This is a genomic window from Lactiplantibacillus dongliensis (genome assembly GCF_005405105.1).
Classification (GTDB): Bacteria; Bacillota; Bacilli; order Lactobacillales; family Lactobacillaceae; genus Lactiplantibacillus; species Lactiplantibacillus dongliensis.
Genome location: NZ_BJDK01000007.1, coordinates 11,747 through 31,704 on the forward strand (window position 1 = coordinate 11,747; position 19,958 = coordinate 31,704).

The 19,958-nt window shown below is 45.9% G+C and carries 17 protein-coding genes; 6 read left to right on the forward strand and 11 right to left on the reverse strand.

Going from position 1 to position 19,958, the window contains the following annotated elements; all coding sequences use genetic code 11:
• Positions 1-227: 227 nt before the first annotated feature.
• A complete protein-coding gene (locus tag FFM80_RS03495; protein ID WP_137634515.1) occupies positions 228-2,627 on the reverse strand; it encodes an NAD(P)H-dependent oxidoreductase in 2,400 nt (799 codons plus the stop codon).
• A gap of 154 nt (positions 2,628-2,781) precedes the next feature.
• Between FFM80_RS03495 and FFM80_RS03500 the strand changes: the two genes are divergently transcribed.
• Positions 2,782-3,669 (forward strand): LysR family transcriptional regulator, encoded by an 888-nt coding sequence (locus FFM80_RS03500; protein WP_137639528.1) that lies wholly within the window; start codon positions 2,782-2,784, stop codon positions 3,667-3,669.
• Here FFM80_RS03500 and FFM80_RS03505 read toward each other — a convergent pair.
• Positions 3,658-5,172, reverse strand: a complete 1,515-nt coding sequence (locus FFM80_RS03505; RefSeq protein WP_137639529.1) for a hypothetical protein — start codon at positions 5,170-5,172, stop codon at positions 3,658-3,660. The two genes, FFM80_RS03500 and FFM80_RS03505, sit on opposite strands and share 12 nt — an antisense overlap.
• An 889-nt stretch (positions 5,173-6,061) precedes the next feature.
• On the opposite strand from FFM80_RS03505, the gene FFM80_RS03510 reads away from it, so the two are divergent.
• Positions 6,062-6,769, forward strand: a complete 708-nt coding sequence (locus FFM80_RS03510) for a hypothetical protein (RefSeq protein WP_137639530.1) — start codon at positions 6,062-6,064, stop codon at positions 6,767-6,769.
• An 81-nt stretch (positions 6,770-6,850) separates the two neighbouring features.
• Here FFM80_RS03510 and FFM80_RS03515 read toward each other — a convergent pair whose 3' ends face one another.
• On the reverse strand, positions 6,851-8,545 hold the full coding sequence (locus tag FFM80_RS03515; protein ID WP_137639531.1) for an oleate hydratase: 1,695 nt from the start codon (positions 8,543-8,545) through the stop codon (positions 6,851-6,853).
• A 222-nt stretch (positions 8,546-8,767) separates the two neighbouring features.
• Between FFM80_RS03515 and FFM80_RS03520 the strand changes: the two genes are divergently transcribed.
• Complete coding sequence (locus FFM80_RS03520) at positions 8,768-9,589, forward strand: HAD family hydrolase (protein WP_137639532.1); 822 nt, start codon at positions 8,768-8,770, stop codon at positions 9,587-9,589.
• A gap of 173 nt (positions 9,590-9,762) precedes the next feature.
• Positions 9,763-10,437, forward strand: a complete 675-nt coding sequence (locus FFM80_RS03525; RefSeq protein WP_479686881.1) for a DUF6198 family protein — start codon at positions 9,763-9,765, stop codon at positions 10,435-10,437.
• A gap of 36 nt (positions 10,438-10,473) precedes the next feature.
• Here FFM80_RS03525 and FFM80_RS03530 read toward each other — a convergent pair whose 3' ends face one another.
• The gene (locus FFM80_RS03530) at positions 10,474-10,929 is read right to left on the reverse strand and encodes a nucleoside 2-deoxyribosyltransferase (RefSeq protein ID WP_137634521.1); all 456 of its coding nucleotides are present in this window, start codon (positions 10,927-10,929) and stop codon (positions 10,474-10,476) included.
• Between the two features lie 532 nt (positions 10,930-11,461).
• Positions 11,462-12,334 (reverse strand): aldo/keto reductase, encoded by an 873-nt coding sequence (locus FFM80_RS03535; protein ID WP_137639533.1) that lies wholly within the window; start codon positions 12,332-12,334, stop codon positions 11,462-11,464.
• 487 nt (positions 12,335-12,821) lie between these two features.
• On the opposite strand from FFM80_RS03535, the gene FFM80_RS03540 reads away from it, so the two are divergent.
• Complete coding sequence (locus FFM80_RS03540) at positions 12,822-14,063, forward strand: PTS sugar transporter subunit IIC (RefSeq protein WP_137639534.1); 1,242 nt, start codon at positions 12,822-12,824, stop codon at positions 14,061-14,063.
• A 47-nt stretch (positions 14,064-14,110) separates the two neighbouring features.
• On the opposite strand, the gene FFM80_RS03545 is transcribed toward FFM80_RS03540, so the two are convergent.
• The 5 genes from FFM80_RS03545 to FFM80_RS03565 form a co-directional block, all read right to left on the reverse strand.
• Entirely contained in the window at positions 14,111-15,079 is a 969-nt protein-coding gene (locus tag FFM80_RS03545; protein ID WP_137639535.1) for an NADPH:quinone reductase, read from the reverse strand.
• 238 nt (positions 15,080-15,317) lie between these two features.
• Entirely contained in the window at positions 15,318-16,505 is a 1,188-nt protein-coding gene (locus FFM80_RS03550) for a CynX/NimT family MFS transporter (protein ID WP_137639536.1), read from the reverse strand.
• 62 nt (positions 16,506-16,567) lie between these two features.
• On the reverse strand, positions 16,568-16,864 hold the full coding sequence (locus FFM80_RS03555; protein ID WP_137634526.1) for an ArsR/SmtB family transcription factor: 297 nt from the start codon (positions 16,862-16,864) through the stop codon (positions 16,568-16,570).
• 92 nt (positions 16,865-16,956) lie between these two features.
• On the reverse strand, positions 16,957-18,189 hold the full coding sequence (locus FFM80_RS03560) for an MFS transporter (RefSeq protein WP_137639537.1): 1,233 nt from the start codon (positions 18,187-18,189) through the stop codon (positions 16,957-16,959).
• Positions 18,190-18,428: 239 nt separating this feature from the next.
• Complete coding sequence (locus FFM80_RS03565; protein ID WP_137634528.1) at positions 18,429-18,851, reverse strand: Hsp20/alpha crystallin family protein; 423 nt, start codon at positions 18,849-18,851, stop codon at positions 18,429-18,431.
• 328 nt (positions 18,852-19,179) lie between these two features.
• Between FFM80_RS03565 and FFM80_RS03570 the strand changes: the two genes are divergently transcribed.
• Positions 19,180-19,374, forward strand: coding sequence for a PspC domain-containing protein (locus FFM80_RS03570; RefSeq protein ID WP_137639538.1), 195 nt, complete (start codon positions 19,180-19,182; stop codon positions 19,372-19,374).
• Positions 19,375-19,413: 39 nt separating this feature from the next.
• Here FFM80_RS03570 and FFM80_RS03575 read toward each other — a convergent pair whose 3' ends face one another.
• Entirely contained in the window at positions 19,414-19,899 is a 486-nt protein-coding gene (locus FFM80_RS03575) for a GNAT family N-acetyltransferase (RefSeq protein WP_137639539.1), read from the reverse strand.
• Positions 19,900-19,958: the final 59 nt, after the last annotated feature.

Genomic DNA, 19,958 nt, shown 5'->3' on the forward strand with positions numbered 1-19,958 from the left:
AAAACTCCCCCTTTATTCTATTTGAATTAATTGAACAGTTGTCATTGTACAATAAATATTCTTAAATGGAAATGTTTTTTAGGCATGCCTAGAAAAATAAAGCGACTATCAACTACTTTAATAGCCATTCGTGAAACCGTTGACAACATTAGGGCTACCGGCCCCAGTACGCAAAAAAGATCAGTGCAAAATTTGCACTGATCTTTTTTTAAATTAATCGATTCAGTTTAGTTTTCGACTGGGACTTTCGCCAACGCATTCTTGACCGCGCTCTTGATTGCCCGACTTGACGTTGACGCACCAGAGATACTGTCAACATCGTAGGTATTAGCCGCCACCATCTTATCTGGTAATTGTTCGACGGCCGCTTGACCAACATCTTCACTTTCACTTTGTCGTACGATATCGACTTTTTGCAAGGTGTTGTCCGCATAAGTGATCCGAACCACAACTTCGCCACCGATACCGGCTTCACTAACACCCAGATATTGGTTTGTGCCTAGCTCGATCTCGCTTAAAGCATCGGCTTGTGCAATATCATTGCCGCCAAGTTGAACATCTGTCTCCGTTGGCCCTTCGACAGGTACCGTTGAAGCGATTGGCGTCTGCTTAGCCGCGTTTTCACCGGCAATCTTACCGAAGATTAAGCATTCGGCTAAGTTGCTACCACCGGCATATTGATTAGCATTGGCGCCACCGAGTTCCCCGGCGCCGTATAAATGTGGAATCGGTTGTTCGTTGACATCCAAGATTTCAGCTTGGGCATTGCGCCGCGGCCCACCTTGGGTATTCAACATGCCAGCTTCCAAACGAGCCGCATAGAATGGCCCGTTACCAAAGGCCCGCATCGTTTTGGCATCCCGATGCTGACTGAAGTCTTCACCGTTTTGGGCAAAGCTATTAAAATCGGTAACCGTCTTTTCCAAGACAGCTGGATCTAAGTCCGTCGCTGCGGCCAAGTTAGCCAACGTATCGGCTTTAACTAAGTTGTCTAAGAAAGTCGTATCTGGCAAATTATCGGCTTGCTTAAATTGGTCAAGTTGCGCTTGATCAAAGATTAAGTAAGCATGATCTTGAGCAGTTGGAATCCGCCAAGTCCCATGGTCATACAAACGACCATGCCGATTTGGTTCGTCTTCGCGGAAGTAACGACTCCCATCGTCCCCCGCCACAAAGATTGACCCGGTATAGAGATCTGGCCATGGCGCTAAGATCAACTTACCACGTTCACCTGGCTTCGGCGCAAAGGTCATGCCAGCTAAGAACCCTAACCCTTCATAACTGTGCATGTGCCACATGTCGGCACCCACAGCTTCAGCCATCCGAATCCCGTCACCGCGATTATACAAGCTCCCAATTGGGGCCAAATGTGGGGCGCCGAGGTAATCTTGAATATATTTCTGGTTTGTTTCAAAACCACCCATGGTCATCACAACCCCATTACGGGCCCGGATATTGACGCTAACGCCATTCCGCTTGATTTGGACCCCTAAAATAGCTTTGGTCTCAGGATCTTGAATCAACTGTTCCGCTGGAGAATCCAGCCAAACATCAATGTTATCAGCCCGATCTAAGACATGTTGCCGTAAGTTCTTCCATAAAGCAGCATCAAAGAAACCTTCATGAACTAAGGTCAGATCGAATGCTTTTGCTCCTGGAAATTCAGGATATTCTGGGGCCAAAGCATCTGATGGCCCCGTCTTTGGTCCATATTTGTACGTATCGTTATAGCTAACGGGATCTTTAACATCTAAATAAGTCTTAAAGTAGTCCCGCATATTGACCATCCCGTGTACATAAGTAGCTAGGAGGTCTTCGTCAATGTCGATTGAACCGAACATCGCTTGATAATAGGCCAACAATTGATCATAATCCGTCCCAGTTGCCACCACTTGGCCGGCATAGCGGACATTCCCGCCTTCATGACCATTTGGCGCGGCATCGACTAATAACGTTTTGGCATGATTATCGGCCGCAAAACGCGCTGCCGAAGCCCCAGCAGCCCCGAATCCTAGCACGATAACATCGTAACTAGCGCTCCACTTAAGATTGGAACGATTATTAACCGCTTGTGGGGCAAACTTGGCTTCAATCATTTTGGCATAATCGATAAAGTGGGCAACACATTCTTCTAAGAAGGCCACCGTCTTCGTATCTTTGAGCCAACCTTGATCGTCAAAAGCCTGCGTCGCATGACTCAACAGGAACTCGTTACCTGGCAAGACATAACCGCCGATACCAGGTGCATCTAAAGTTTCGCGTAATTGAACTTGAGCGCGCGACGTTCCTTGGGCGCCTAATGAAGCCCCAACGATCATAATGGCTTTATTTCGAAATGGATGGTCGATACATGATAGCCATTCAATGACACTCTTCAAAGCGGCTGGAATTGCATGGTCATATTCCGGTGTCGCTAAGATGACCCCATCAGCGGCCTTCACCGCATCGTTTAACGCTTGGACGCTGGCTGGCGGATTGCTGACAGCATCTTCATTGAATAAAGGTAAATCCTTAATTTCTGCCACTTCAATCTCAACTTCATCTTTAAAGTGGCGCTGCATAAATTGCAATAACTTCCGGTTGTAGGACACGCTTGCGTTGGTCCCGACCAGACCGATAACTTTCATCAAGGTCAAAACTCCCATCTTGGTTCAACTAACTTGTGTGATTGATTTGTGAATTTATTCTCAAAATCATTGTAACGCTGTTATTTAGAAATGAAAGCGGTAAAATAATTCTAGAGGCGAAAGATTTAGTTCGCCTAGCTCAGGAGGCCAAACCATGAACATTGAACTCATCCAATTATTTCTCGAAGTCGTTGAACTCGGGAGCTTTAAAAAGGTTGCGGAACGCCACTTAATCTCGCAACGGGCCGTTTCTAAAAAAATCGGCACGCTTGAAATGGATCTAGGTGTCGCGCTTTTTAAGCGTCAGGCGAATCGAATCAGCCTCACCCCGGCCGGTCACTTCTTCTATACCGCTAGCCAAGAAATGACGAACCGCTTTAGCGAAGCCTTACGTGAAATCCAAACTCTCAGTGGCAACACACAGGAAGTCTTAAGTGTCGGTTACTTTTCAATCTTTGAAAGTCACGTGATGCAAGCTCGCTTTCAGACGTTTAAGCAAGCCCATCCGGCCATCAATTTGATTTTCCGTGAAGAAAGTATTGAACACCTCAGCCAAAGCATTCTGAATGGCGACTTGGACCTCGCCTTTACGATTGTCTACGGCCAAGAACCATTTTTACCAAATAGTCAAGTTCAATCAAAAACAGTCCTAGAACGTGAAATGGTCCTCGGTATCAGTAAACAAAATCCGCTAAGCCAACAAGACAGCGTGCTGCCTCGTGACTTAGCGGATACGAAAGTGCTCTATTATAGTGCTGAGAACTCCGCCTTTTTACAACGGAGCTTTGAAACGCGAAATCCCGAACTCGATCCCCACCAGTTACAACGGGTCACTAGTGTTGAACAGATGGAACTTCTCGTCGCCCTTGATCAAGCTGTGGCTTTTTATCCAGCTGACATCAATGATCCGTTGCTCAACCCCAATCGGCAAATTAACTTTGTGCCCGTACAAGGGAATAACCAGACCTATCACTTAGTTGAATTCTGGCATGCCGGTAATCAAAATCCGGCCCTCACTAAATATCAACACTTAATGCTTTAATAACCATTGTAGCCGTTGCAATGCAGCTTGATGGTCACCACTACTGTGTTGGGCCACGTAATAATAGCCTAAAGTTTCGTGATATAGGGCTTGGCGAGCGGGTGCTAATTGATAGTAACGGTCAAAGGTCTGCTTAAATACCGTTGAACTGTCACTCGCAGCTAATTCACGCTGACAAAATTCCCGCAGTTCGGCTTTACTAAGCCGAGTTCGTGGAATCGGCGTTAACTGCGGCTGTTCAGCTAATCGTTTAGTTAAAGCGGTTTTCAATGGTGTGGCAGCATCGCCCAAAGCAGCCTTAATCGTTATAGCCGAAGTCAATCTAGCCAACTGTTCAAACCAGGCTAAGCTTAATTTAGCACCCCAACGCGTGGCTAAAAGTCGTTGCCAATCAGCTAATTGGGCCGTCGCTTGATGATACGTCCAGCCCCAGCAACTATTGAAGACATCATCATAGAAACGCGTTGTTTGTTGCTGATCTAATGTGCGCGTTACTTGGTCTAAATCGGCCACAAAGTCACGATTCAGCATTGCTAATCGTCGGACTTGAATCCGGCCAGTTTGGGCATATTCCGTCACCATTAACCCGAATTGATAACTATTCAACAGCGTCTTTAAGGGTGGTGTCATGTTCAGTTTACTGAACTGACCTTTAGCCGTGTTTCGGGCCGGGCGTTCAACAATAATTGCTGCTAATCGTTTCAAATAATGTTGATAGGGTTGGCTCTGCCGTAAATCGGTTTCGGCTTTTACAGCGGCTTGTTGCGCAGATTGTTGGGCTTGCTGTTGGGCTAATTGATGCTGCTTTTTAGTCGCTGCGACCCGATCAGCAATGGCTTGCTTTTCTTGGACAACCAATTGGTCATAGGTCCGCAACGTTGGTTTTAATGCTAATAAAGGTAATTCAGCTGTTTTTCGCCGTAAATAAGTTGTCACTGTGGTACTCGTATCGGTTCGCACTTGATGCACTTGCGGTCGAATGTCGCTTGGCAATTGCGGTAACAGTGGCTGCTTAAACATAATCGTTGGCACAACGGGTACTTGGGCCGTCAATGTCTGATATTGGGCCGCCGCATAAAAGTTATCTTCGGTCGTAATCACCATTAAATAACGGGTTTCCGCATTCATAAATTTCTTGACACATTCGGAACCCACGATTAATTCTTGATGATTGCGTTTATTTTGAACATGATATTCATACCGCACCGGTTTATGGCACAATTCGCAATGATGCCATGCTTTGCGATCATCGCTCGCCGTTACCACATATGGCAAACTGGCTAACAGCTGCCATTCTTGACTACAAGCCGTCAACCAATCGGCATGGTCATGCATAATTAAATTGCGTACCGTGATGGGTAAGAAGTCACTATCGGCTTTAACCGTCACATGGTCGCGCAATAACCCACTAATTTGTTGTAAAGTCGTGTGCCGGCGCGCTTGTTCACTTAATAGAAAGAAACGGTTTTCGGCCGGCGTAATTAAAGTTGTCATGGCTGGCATGCGCTTTCAGTCCTCTCATTTGAAACTAACTTAAATAGCATAGCACAAGTTACGGTCAGCTAGGTCGGATGAGCTTTCCGCTTCGTGTTAGATAGATATAACTTGCACTCTAGTTGGTCCAGAATCGGCTGGAACGTGGTGGCCGCGTTTTATCTAAGTCGGCAACCCACCGACTAAGATAAACGACACCACTGAGCCAATTCTGGACCGCCCGGCGTTAATTACCGGGCATCTGCAAATGAAAGTTTTCTTCTACCAGTTGTTTTAGTTTCTAAAATATTCAGCCGTGTTGTTGGGCATCAATATGAGCGATCTTCTCAGACTTAGACTAAGAACAACTTTGAAGACCAAGCTTGCGGCGTTGGCACACAATCTTAGGCATTTGGATAATGGATAACGTGAGCGTAAATACCCAGCATCAAGCATAATTATTTAATTAGCTATCCCCATTGAACAAGCAGTCTTAGTCGTAGTGACCAGCAAGTTCGCTGTGTCGAGCCACTTAGCCGGGTACTTTTGCCCAGATTAGTGGCTGGGCCAGCTTTTAAGACGTGATTTTCGGCTTAAAGGTGCCCTGCAAACCACCCTTTGGCTGCAGGGCTGCCCCACCGCGAATCTGCTGGTCAACGGAGACGACTAATCTCAACCATACTAGATTTTATGACAATCTCGTTACAGTATAAATATGGTAATGATGAGATACCAACAATTCAACTACTAACCTTTTTGTCAACCTTATCAGCACGCAAACTAGCGTTAATTAAGCGAACATCCCTAACCATAAAAATAATGATTTTTTGTGTGATAAAGATTGCTCTTATAAAATCAAGGTGCTAAACTATCGGTGTTCCATCGAAAAAGGTTAAGTTATTTAAGGGGGATTTTCAATATGAAAAAGATTAATGCCTTAATTGCAACTGCTGCTTTAGCTTTACCATTAGCTGCCGCACCATTGGCACCCGCAACTACGTTAATCGCCAACGCCGCGACGGTCAAGAAAGCGACGCCCGCTACGACCACCACTTATACGTTAAAGAAAGCCACCAGCATCAAGAAGACGGCTTACCACGCTAAGAAGGCGGGCGATAAGTATAAGATCGAATTTGCCGCTGACCGTGCCACTGCCAAGGTCTCCAAGTCTAAGACGAAGTTGTCGACGAAGAAGACTTACACCACCAGCAAGACCATCGAATTATTGTCCAACAAGAAAGGTGCTAAGGAAGTTAAATACCTACACCTCAAGAACGATAAAGGTGAATTTGCCGGCTGGGTCAAGGCTTCTGAAATGACTAAAGGTGCACTTGGTTCTAAAACACCCGCTAAGGCTAAAGCCACTAAGTTGACCTTAACCAAAAAGGCTAAGACCATCAAGAAGGCTTACACCGCGACCAAAAAAGGTGAATTTGCCAAAGCAGTCTTCGCTAAAGACGGCAAGACCGCGACTTTAACGAAGGCCGGCACGTTAACCAGCGGTAAGAAATATGACGCAACTAAGTCAATCTATGCTAAGACTTCCACTAAAGCCACTGCCCATGAATATGTTTTATTAAAGGACGCTGGCTGGACCTTAGCTACCAACTTAAAAGCGGCTAAATAAGCTAGCCAATAACTTAACTTAGGCACGACAAGAACAGCGGCTCCGTTTAAACGGAGTCGCTGTTCTTGTCGTGCTTATTGCTTAATCAAACATTTTCTTAGTAGCTTTGAGCAAGGTCTTTGGATCTTTGTCATAACGTGGTGTCTTGACTAAGTTATCCATCGGAACCCCGGCAAAGTGATATGCGGCAATCTCACCAGAACGAACCGCACTTTGTTCCGTGAAGATCATCTGATAAGGTTGTTCCGCAAATTCACCAGTGAAGGCCAAGTTGGTCGAGTGCTTTGGTAAGACTTCTGGCCGATCAGTCTTGGCCCGGTTATTGAAGAGGGCTGAGGCATATGGCATGTAAACTGGGATATTATTGATGATACTATCCATGATTTCTTTTTCCTTATCCTTAATGTTACCAGGACCAGGATCAACCTTGGATAATTGCCCGATCAATTCTTGGGCCATTTCTTTACCCGTCATCTCAATGTAAGGCTTGTGAACGAACTCGCCTTTGCGCCGTGGATAGAGGAAGTAGCCCCAAAGGACGGTTTCATTCGGATTTTGAGTGGTAAAGTGTGGTTGATGATGAACCACGATCGACATGTTGATATCCTTTTGATTCAACGGCGTGATTGGCGTGGTTGATAAGAAGGAGTTCAACGCATTCCCAGGTTCTTGAGTCGTAATCCGCACGATTTCGTTTAAGAACAAATGATCCTTAGTCGTCAACGTGAAGCTGACCCATTCACTGGCATTCCGGTCGTTGAAGAATTTGTCCGGCGTCCCTAAATTATAGAACCGTTCCGTGGCTTTCTTCCAAAGGGCGGCACTAATCCCGTATTCCATGCTTTCTGGTGCGGGCGTGTTGTAATCACCCATCGTGGCCGAATCAGTAATCGAGCCGTTGGTAAAGATAACGGCGGTATCATCGTCAACGGGTACCGTTTCAACATCGCCCGAAGCGACATCTTTAACTTTCAAACCTGTCACCGTAATCTCATCTTGCATCGCGGTGTCTTTGAATTCCCAATCTTCGACAATCTTGTTATCGATGAAGGTGACATTTTGACCTTGCAAGTACTTGATCAATGGTTCAATCATACTTTCAAATTGGTTGTAACGGGTCCGGTTGACCCCAACCAAATGTTCAATTTGGGTAAATTCATAAATCATTTGATGCATGTAACGCCGTAATTCTTGCGCCGAACTTTGGGTCCGGAAAGCGAAGGTCGTTTCCCACATGTACCAGAAGTTGGTCTGGAACATATGCGGATCATCGGCAAAGTATTCGGCAATTGTTACGTTGTCGAGCTTTTCTTCGTCTTTATCTGGCATCATAATGAGTTTGGTTAACAACGCTCGGTCTTTGTTATTGAAGCCTAGTTTACCAGCATTGATAATCCCTTTGCCACCTTGTAACAAACGAGCTTTATCAAAGGTCCGATGCTTGGCGTCAAAGTCACGCGTATCTTCTGCGGCGGTCATCCCAGGTTCGGTGATCGATGGAATCCGGTCGAGCAATTCCATTAAGTCCACATAGGTCCGATAGTTAAGCATCCGGCCACCCCGTGCGACGTAACCGGTCGTGTTTTCCATGGGATGATTCTTGTTCCAATATTCATTAGTGAAATCAGTTGTGACCCCACCATCATTGGCACCATGCATATCAACCCCATAGAAGGTAATATCCTTACCATCCCAATGGCCATCTTGAATTAAATAAACTGCTGAGGCCATGTTCGAGAGCCCCGCACCAATCATAATTGCTTTACTTTTAACCATAAATAACGCCTCCAAAATCATTTGTTAACGCTTACAGGTACATTATACAACTTGGATACCACTTGTCTAGTTTGAAGTGAAACCTTTTCGTTATTTTCATAGAAACTTTAGAATTGAGTCAGTCGGACCGTCGATTAGTCACTAAACTGCAACTTATGCCGGTAAAGTTCACCGAAAGTGACGTAAAGACGCGTATAATATGAAGTACTTAGGAGTGATTGGATGACCCCATATTTAATCTGTTCAGATATCGATGGCACCTTGATGATCGATCATAAAGTAATGACGGCCAAGACCCGTCAAGTGCTACACCAAGTCATGGCACAAGGCCATCAATTTTATTTAACCACGGGACGAATGCTGCCCTTGGCCCATCAAGTTGTCACCGAAATCGGCGGTCCCGTGAAAGTCATCGCTGCTAATGGCGCAACGTTTGAGCAAGGCGATCAACTAAAGAATAGTTTTCTATCCGGTGAACATTTAACGAAAATCTATCAGACCGTCCTCAGTAACAACTGTCGCGTCTACTTTTTCGAAAATAATCGGCTCTACTACACGGGCAAAACGGTTCCTTATCAAGACGAGATCGAAACGAGCGGGACACATGCGACACCAGTTCTGAACGCGATGCCGCTCATCGGACCGGAATTCTTACCGAATCTGACCGGCTACATTACCAACGCCATTGTTTACGGCCAACCGAGTGAACTCGCTCTCGTTCGCCAAGTTCTGGTCCAAACGACTGATTTGAACTTATCCAGTTCGAATCCGCATAACTTGGAAATTATTCCGCACAGTGTCAATAAAGCCCTAGCCGTCACGGCAATTCAGAAGTATACCGGCATCGGCCGTGACCACACGATTGTCTTCGGTAATGAGCTTAACGATCTGGGCATGTTCCGTGTGGCCGGTCACAGTGTCGCGATGGGCAACGCCAGTAATGTTGTCCGCCAAGCCGCGACCGATGTTGCCTTGCCGAATACCGAAGATGGCGTGGCAGTCTTCTTACAAGACTTCTTTAAGTTAAACGAAAATCTAGCTTAGTCCTACGAAAAGGTCCTTTAAAGGTTAGCTTTTAACCAGCCCTTAAACATCTTAGTGAATCATTTAAAAATTCAATCTATATCGTGACTTTTTTAAGCCACTAAAAATTGTGTTACCCCTGCCAAGCGCGGTATGATAGTTCTCGAATGTTTTTAAGAGAGGACTATTTTATTTTGCAATCAAAACCAACGACTGCTAATTCACTTTCCGCGCGCATTGCGGCCTTAATCTTCAGTCTCGTCCTAAATGCTTGCGGGAATGCCCTATGTATTACCTCCAATGTCGGTAGCGGTATCTGGACAGCTTCAGCGGTTAATATGCATGAAGCCTTGGGGTTAGATGTCGGCCTGTTGTTATTTTTAATTGGCCTGGCCAATGCCATTACTAATCAACTTCTGATTCGCCGGCTGGATGTTCCCCGCTTTGTTGGCGAAATCATTTTCGTACTGTGTTTCAGTTACTTCGTTGATCTCTTCACCATGACGTTTACGACCCTTGGAATTCCCCACCTGCCTTGGCTCGTTCGAATGTTCATTTCGATCTTAGGTGTGTCAACATTTTGTGTCGCCATTTCCATTTATCAACGGGCCAATATCTTCATGCATCCTAACGATGATACGACGAATATCTTGCGGTTCATGTATCTAAAAGGTAATGCCACCGCCTCACAATTGATTGACTTCGTCCCACCAATTATCATCATGGCGCTAACCTTTACCATCACGCACCGGGTGGACGCGGTTAATATTGGGACGTTTTACTCCTTTTTGATGAACGGGGTCTTAATTGCGACCGCTGATCGATTGGTCTTTCCCAAGTTAGTGCATAACTTTAAAGTAAAAAAATAAAGCTGCTCGGCGATTTTTCGTCGAACAGCTTTTTAGCTAGCGAATCGCCCCGGTATATTGGAACGCCTCACTGGTTGGATCTTGTAAAAAGGCTTTTAAATCGGACATGTTTTGAACGGTTGCTTGACCCGACTTGGCTAGCATGACATTGAAGGTCCCATCGCCCAAAGTTTCTGCATAATAGGCGACTGGAATGCCTAAGCCGTATGCCGTCCCAGTCTCCCAGATGGTCCCGGTATCAACCCCATCCACCACGGCAACCACTAATTTGGCTTGCTTTAAATGCGCCACATTATCAGCAAATACCGCGTTACGATCCGCATCGGTTGCATCCGGGGTCAAATCAATCCCATCTAAACGGGGACTGTAGTAGGTTATGCCTAGCTCATTCATCAACTGTTCAATCTTCGCTAACCGTTCTGGCTGACCAGCCGTAAACCATGGTCCAGCTAAGTAGACGGTCGGTGTTTCACTTTTAATTCGGGGGTTCATCAAGTATCAATCCTCTTTCAATAGTTAATCAATGTCTACACTTAGTGCTAGTTTGTTTAAATTACCACTCTGGTTGGTCCAGAATCGGCTGGAACGTGGTGGCCACGTTTTTGAGCCAAAAAGCGGTCTCAAAAGCCGGGCTTTATCTAAGGCCGGAAAATCACCGACCAAGATAAACGACACCACTGAGCCAATTCTGGCCCGCCCGGCGTTAAATAACCGGAATTGAAAAATTAATGATTGATTATTCTCAGTTCAGTTATTTAGCCGAGCCGTTGGTTCCTAAAATGCTCAGCTATGTCGTTGGCCTTAGTGTGAGTAGTCTGCTCGGACTTAGGCCAAGGTCAGTTTTGAAGACCTCAGCGTTGGCTTCAAAATGGCCCATGGCGTTCCAGCGTTTTAGGAGCCAACTGGCAGACGCAATCTTAACTAGCACCAAGCGTAATCAGTGTCTTTCATTTTACACGTGCCTCGTCTTAAATAACAAGTTCAAAAAACGAGCTTGGCAATTAAACCAAGCTCGCTACATCATCTATTTCACACTTAATTGACTTAATTCATTGAAGTCCGCCGTGGATAGGTCCACGTTAGCCGCGGCCACGTTATCAGCCAGATGTTCAACTGAACTAGTCCCAGGAATTGGCAAGACATTCTTAGAACGCTTCAACAACCAAGCTAATGCAATCTGGGCTGAACTAACGTGATACTTAGCCGCCATCGTGCTCAAGCTACTCCCAGGTTGCGCCAACTGACCCGTTGCTAGTGGGAACCATGGCAAGAAAGCCATACCTTGTGATTCTGCGTAGTCTAAAACATCGTCATCGCGATGGTCAGCGACGTTATATAAGTTCTCAACAGCATCGATAGTCGCCACTTTTTGGGCGGCTTTTAAGTCGTCAACCGTGACTTGACTCAGACCGATATGCTTGATCTTGCCTTCGTCCTGTAACTTCTTCAATTCACCGACTTGCTCTTCGATTGAGAAGTGCGTATCGATACGATGCAAGAAGACAAGATCTTCATGGTCGATCCCTAACGTCATCATCGAGACTTCCACTTGTTGCCGTAAGTAATTGGGTTCACCATGTGGCGTCCAAACATTCGGCCCTTGCCGCGTCTGACCGACCTTATCTGAAATAAAGATCTGGTCGCGATTAGCGGCGTCCTTTAAGCCCGCTGCTAAATAACGATCCGCGAACCATGGCCCATAAGAATCCGCGGTATCAAAGAAGTTGACTCCATAAGCCAAGGCTTGCTTAATGACCTTGATCCCATTTTCAGGATCCGCGTATGGCCCCCAAGTCCCTGGTCCGGTCAACTGCATCGTCCCATAGCCTAATCGATTGACTTTAAATGCCTCGTCAAAAGCATAAGTTCCCGCATTAGCGGCATTAATTGTTGCCATTCAAATCGCTCCCATCAATTATTTCTCTTCAGTTACATGATCTAGTGTAGCGCTTGGATACGGGTCTAGGTCAACTATTTAGTTCGCGACTTAACGCCGAACCCGGACTGGCCGCTTCCGTGGCTGGGTTGGGTCACCGATTAAGGTCAACAAGCCAACTGCCACTAACACCACTGCCATAACTTGTAATACTGCCATCAGAATGCCTCCGTTCAATTTAAATTCATGAGCGTATTCTACTGACTTCTAGTAACTCGAAGGCAAGCGTTTTGTGACTAAAAAAATAAATAAAATTTTTTTATGACCTTTTTTAATGATTCCTTCATAATTCGGTCTACGCCATTATTTGTTGGTACAAATACGATTGGCGGGTATTGGTTGCTTGTATTGATGTATAAGTATACTCATATGCACTATTTGTAAGGGTTTACAACGCCCGTGCTAACGCTTATTCTTAGCCTATCAACAACAAGGAGGAGTTAAGTTTATGCATAAATTTATGGACTGGCTGCAAAATACCTTAATGCCGCCAATGGCTAAAGTCGGGAATAACAAGTACCTCGTTTCAGTACGGAACGGCTTGGTCTTAACCTTACCAGCCATTATCAGTGGGAGTGTCTTCCTCATTATTGGGAACATTCCGATCAAAGCTTGGACCAACTTAATGGCCCCGTATATGGATATGATTGGGGTCGTTGTCAACGGATCGTTCGGAATTATCTCATTATTGGCCGTCATCGGGATTGGGTACGAACTATCTAAAGCCCTCGAAATCGACCCGCTTTCAGGGGCAGGACTATCAACGATGGCCTTCGTCATTAGCTCATTCAACAATAAATTCAAGTTAGATACGAACAATTTTGCATCATCCGGTTTGTTTACCGCTATTATTACGGCCTTTGTCGCCGTGTCGATCTTCAACTTTTTTGTCAAAAAGAACATTGTCATCAAATTACCAGCTGGGGTCCCCGAAGCCGTATCTAATTCGTTCGTGGCCCTTTTCCCAGGCTTCGTTATTTTGCTTTTATTCTGGTTCGTGCGGATGCCGCTACATATCGACATCAACCAAGTCATTCAAACCATTTTCCATCCCCTATTGTTTGCGATGAATACCTTGCCGGGGATCTTAGTCTATACCTTACTAGTCAGCTTACTGTGGGTCTGCGGGATTCATGGCGACATGACTTTGGAAGGTATCGCTGACCCAATCTTCTTACAGTTCCTAGCTGCAAACGGGACGGCCTTAGCTCATCATCAACCACTCCCATACGTCACTGCCGCTGGGTTCTCCAGCCTATACGTCAACGTCGGTGGGACTGGCGCAACGATTACGTTAGTTGCCCTAATGCTCTTTTCTAAGAGTAAAACTTACCGTGATCTAGGCAAAGTGGCTTTTCCAAGTGCCTTGTTCGAGATTAACGAACCCGTAATCTTCGGTTTTCCAATCGTTATGAACGCCCTCACGATGATTCCATTTATCGTCGTGCCACTCGTCTTAGCAACGTTGTCTTACTTGCTCATTTCCCTCGGCCTGATCTCAGCACCGGTTGCAATGGTGCCTTGGACGATGCCCCCAATTATCGGCCCATTAATGGCTACCGGTTGGGATTGGCGCGCTGCCGTCTGGTCCGCCGTTGAGTTAATCCTAGCTGGCGCGGCTTACTATCCATTCTTCAAAGTCGCTGAAAAACAAATGTTGGCTCAAGAAACGGCTTCAACTGAAGCTTAAGTCAAAAAAACGCCTCGTTGATAGTCTTCAACGAGACGTTTTTTGATTTAAGCTTCCCCTAGCACTAAGACAAGCCGGGCTTTCGATTGATTAGCTTCCACAATCTCATGAGCGCGTTGGGCTTGTGTGAACGGCATGACTTGCAAGTCATCATCCAATAATAACCCTTGGGCAAATAACTGATTCAATAGCTGGCCAGCCCGCTGCAGTTGGTCTAAGCTGGCATGACTAATCACAAAACCAACAATCCGTTGTTGCTGCGTATAGAACTCGCGCACATCAAAAGTGAATTGATTCGTGACCGGCGCGGTGATTAAGGCCACCGTACCACCCAGCCCCAACAGTGATAGGTTGGTCTTCAAATCAACTTTACCGGATGTATCCACAATCGTTTGCACCGGTGTCGTGATTGCACTGGCAAAGTCTGCGTGATAATCCAAGACTTGCTGGGCACCCAGCTGCTTCAACCGATCAAAATCGCGCGGATTAGACGTTGCTAAAACTTTAGCGCCTTTAGCCTGCGCAATCTGTACCAGTTTGGTCCCGACATGTCCCGCCGCACCTTCGATCAAAACGACCTGACCGGGCTCGACTGGACTCACATCTGTTAAGAGGATTGCGGCAGTCGCAGCGGAGTGAACGGCCGCCACTAACGGCAAATCATCAATGCCCGCTGGTGCTAAAAAGGCCCGTTCAGCGGGAATCGCAGCATACTCACTCGTTACCCCCGGGCGACCATCATAACCCATACTGTTCGTCCAAATACGATCACCAACGTTAAATCCGGTGACCTGTTCACCAACTGCAGTCACCGTTCCAACTGCATCGCGACCAATCACGAATGGCAATGACATGGCGGTCTTAAAACTGCCACTCCGCACAAAGGTATCCACGTGATTAACTGCCACCGCCGTCACTTTGACTAATAGTTCCGTGGGACGCAGCGTCGGTTGGGGTAAATCACCAACCTTGATCACGTCTGGCTGACCCGTCTGTTCAATATAAGCTGCTTGCATGCCAAGCCCTCCAATTAAAAATGATGTCTTCGCGTTGATCTAGCTAGACTAGTAAGATAAAACCAGCTAATTATCGCGGAGGCCCTAATAAACTCACGTTATAAAGCTAGTGTAATCCTAATGGCGGTGTTCAAGCTAGCCAACTTACTAATCTGACTGTGGTTATCCAACCTTTCAATACCTGACACTACGCCAACAGATTCATGCACAGCGAGGCCTAACGCCGAAAAAAGGCTGATCAATCATAGATTGTCGCATGGCGTTGCACAATCACTCCAGATAAGGTTAATAACGCGGAAAAGCCTACCGCCAACCAGATCACTAAGTTCCACCCCACGTGACTACCTAACCAACCGAACAAGACAGGGCCAATGGCAGCCAATAAATATCCAGCCGACTGCGCCATTCCTGACAAATCTGCGGTTTCAAACCCATTGGTCGTCTTACGGGTAAAGAAGACGACCGCTAAGTTGAACGCCGCCCCAGAACCAAAGCCTAAGATGATATTCAAGATTACGGCAACTGACAAAGATAACCCGGGTAATAAAATACCGCCGATGCCACCAATAAAGCCAATCCCAATAATTGCTAACATGATAGGCACCCCATGTCGTTTACCCGCCATGGTTGGCACAAGAAAGGCTAACGGCAAGCCACTTAACTGCATCACCGTGACTAAATTACCAGCCGTAATGGTTGAAAAGCCATGCGCCACTAAAATCGTGGGTAACCAAGTCAACATTGAATAATAGACTAGCGCCTGTAAGCCAAAAAACGCTGTAACGACCCACGCAATTGGTAGCCGCCAGACACTTGGGTGCGCCGTTGACTTGGTTTCAGTTGGCGTTGGCAGTACCGGTTCACGATGGTTATGCTTTAAGTTGGGTAGCCAAGTCACCAAGTTAACTAAGCCGACCGCGGACAAGATAGCCATCACGACTGGCAACGACCAATGTGCCGCCATGATGCCCGACAAACCGGTCCCTAATGAACCGACCAACAACATCGATACCGTGTAAGCACTCGTTGCCAGTCCAATCTTAGTTGGAAAGTTATCCTTGATAATCGCCGGTAACAAGACATTGCCACCATCGGCACCAATGCCGACTAACAAAGTTCCAAGCAGTAAGAGCGCAATAGATGGCACGACACGCAAATAACTGCCAACTGCCAAAATAACCAGCATGGCATAAATGGTGACTTCATTACCAAAGCGCCGGCCCCAGCGTGCTAATAAGGGAGACATAATTGCAAACGTCAACAACGGAATCGTTGTTAGCATCCCGGCCATCGAACTTGGTAACCCTAAGGACTGCTTCAAACTACTAATTAGACCGGGCATCATCGTAATTGGCAGCCGCATGTTAGTCGCCACTAACATCATGCCTAATGTCAAATACCGGCTATGCGTATGGGTCGTGGTCATAAATCAGACACTTCTTTCAAATAAATTTTAGTTCGATAATCATCAAACTAAGCAAGCAAAAATTACAGGGTCGCTAAAAACCCTGGCAAATAACGGTCAAACGTGGCCGTCTGCAACGAGAGATATTTGGTTTGCGCGACTTGACGAGTATTGGTCAGTCCGACTAACCGTAAAGCTTTAAAATGATACGACACCGTCGACTTGCTAATCTGTAATTGCGCCCCCACCTCACTGCAAGTCATTTCACGTTGTTCTTGATAAAGCACTCGGATAATTCGAAGACGATTTTGATCGGCTAAAGCTTTAAAAATGGCTACTCGTCGCTGATCAGCCGCGACTTGATTTAGTTCGATATTCATAAAACTAAGGCTACACGTTCTTACCTGAAAAGACAAGTAGCTGGACACAAAAAAAAGCTGTCAATTGGTTTCCCAATCAACCGACTTAAGTCTTATTCTGCATGTGTACGCGGGTTCTTCCAAATCTCTGGTACTAACCACAAAATCAATGCTAGATTCACTAACAATAATCCCGCTGTTAAGATAAAGACCGAATTATAATCAAAGATCCCCGCAATCACACCCCCGAGTAATGCCCCGAGCATGTTACCAATCGCTTGAAATGATTGGTTATAACTAAAAACTGTCGACGTCAAATGTACCGGCGTATTCTTAGTAATCACCGTTTGAATCTCCGGATACAACGCTCCATCTGAGATCCCAATGGCAAAGCGCAACAAGCCTAACGTCACAACACTTGAGATTAAACCTTGCGGGAAATACATAATCACTGCAAAAATGTAGCCAAATAATAGCACTTTTCCAGAACCATGCTCATCGCCATAGCGACCCAAGCGCGGTGCCGCTAAGATATTAGAAATCCCCGGCAATGCCGCAATAATCCCTGCAACAACCGCGATTGGGCCAGTATGATGCATTAATTCCTGGACATATAAACTAATAATTGGTGCAATCGAGGCATTGCCAAGTTGCACAATCATGGTAGAACAAAGCATCACAATAATCAGTTTTGGATTTTGAAACGCCGCCAATGGATTACGGCTCGCGCCAGGTTCACGATGATGTTCAACTGGTTTGAAATGTTCTTGGACAAAGAACAGGCTGAGTAAAAAGGCACCAATTAGTAAACCCGCCGTAATAAAAAACGTGTTCCGAATTGAGAACAGCTGTGCGAGTACCCCACCAACGACCGGGCCAAATAAATTACTACTGACTGCGCCAGTAATCAACGTACTCAACGCCCGACCGCTGTACTTGCGTGGGGTTTGTGAAGCAACTAACGCTTGCGCATTCGAAATAAAGCCCGCAAAGACGCCTTGTAGCGCCCGTAAAGCGACTAATTGCCAGACAGCCGTAACAAAGCCCATTAAGCCCATGGCAACGGCCATCCCTAATGAGGCTCGTAGCAGCATGATCTTACGACCTTTTTTATCCGCCACAATACCCCAAAGTGGCGCCGAGATTGCGGCGACCGCATAGTCGGCCGCAAAGGCTAACCCACTATAGAAGGTAATCTGTTGCTTACTAAACTCACCCAATTGACTAATAAATAATGAGAGGAACGGCATAATTTCACTAAAAGCCATCCCGGCAACAAACGTACAAAACCATAAAACGATTAGATTACGATGCCATGGTCCGCGCTCACGTTCTGCGTCATCCATGTGAGTCATCTCCAAACTCAAGCTCAACTAAACAGTTGGCATGTCAACTAGCTTAACATATTTTAACAAAGCCATGCCGCTTATTTCCCGGGAAATAGCCGACAAATAAGGCGTCCTTTTAAGCAATTCTAGTGACATTTCTATCATAGCGAACCCCCGCCTAATAAGCAATCTAATCCTATTTAAAACAAAAAAGGCACCGCTCAATCTCAAGAGCGATACCTTTAAAATTAATGTGTTTATTGAATTTCAATCTTATTGTCCGTGGCTTGCTTGGACTTTGGTAAGGTAATCGTCAATACGCCATCCGTTTGGGTCGCCTTAATCTGATCAGCGGCCACATTTGGTAACATGTAACTGCGTTGCAAGCTGCCAAAGCGCCGTTCGTTCATCACCACATTTTGATCTTGGTCACTGTGATCCACGAAGCTGTCCTTTTGAACTTTGATTGATAAGACATTATCGCGATAAGCTAACTTCACGTCTTTTTTATCAATCCCAGGCACATCAACGGTCACACTGTATTGGTCATCGGTTTCACTAATATCAGTCTTCAAAGCTTCCGTATCCCCATTGAATGGTTCCCAAAAGCGTTCTGCCATCCGTGCAAATGGATCAAACATCCCAAAGTCATTGTTGCGGTTCATCATTTCATTAGCCATAATCACAATCTCCTCTCAAAAATACTGGCATTCCAAGATCAGCTGGTTTTAATTTCTTTGACCTTTCCTGACCTTCAATTTATATCCTACCAGCTTTAATGAAAGATGCAAGAATTTAGCACTCTATCATGCGGAGTGCTAAATCGAGGTTCAATGTTGAGAATTCGCTACATTAATTCAGCCTGTAACTACAGTAGCTAATTGCTATCGTACTGAGAAGCAACTCCTGAATACAACTATACCTTGCCAACCGACTAACATTAAGTTCGGATAGTAGACGAACGCACTTGAAACCGCTACACTAATGGGAGTTAAAGGAGGGGTTCTCATGAAAATCGATATTCACCGTTCAAGTACTAACCGGGTCTTTGCTGGCGTGATTGGTGGGATTGCCGAACATTTTGATTGGTCGGCTAATGTTGCGCGGCTAATCTTTGTCTTATTAGCTATCACCCCAATGTTCCCGGGGATTATCGCCTACTTGGTCCTTTGGTTATTAATGAAAGATCCAATTGAAGATTAACTAAAATGACCGGCTCGATTTAAGTGAGTCGGTCATTTTTTAATCCAGTAAATAAGCTAAGCCATAATCATCGACGAACTGACCATCTAGGTAAAAGGCCTCACGCGCAACACTTTCCACTTGAAACCCTTGCTGCGCATAGAACTGGCGGGCCGCATGATTTGTCGCTAGTACCCGTAAAGCAATCCGATGAATGCCCTGTTCGCGAGCGGCAGCCTTTAACGCCTGCATTAACTGATGGCCAACGCCTTGATGTTGGGCCGTCTTAGCGACGCCGATACCAATGTCCCAAGTATAACGGGCGGCAGCAAATGGTGGCAGCGGGTTCCACGAAATCATCCCGAGAACTTGCCCCGCAACTTCGGCGACTAACTGACTACCAGCCGGATAACTTTGCACATAGCTGGCTAGATCGCGGGCTAAGACCGGTCCCGGACTATTCTGCGTATTCCAAATCGTTTGATCAATTGCTAATAATGCCGGTAGATCCGCCGTCCTCGATAGCCGGCAATTCACTGTTACCATGTAGTAGCCTCCAATTTCTGTTAAAAATCAGGTTTTAGGCGACTTTTCGCACTAAACCT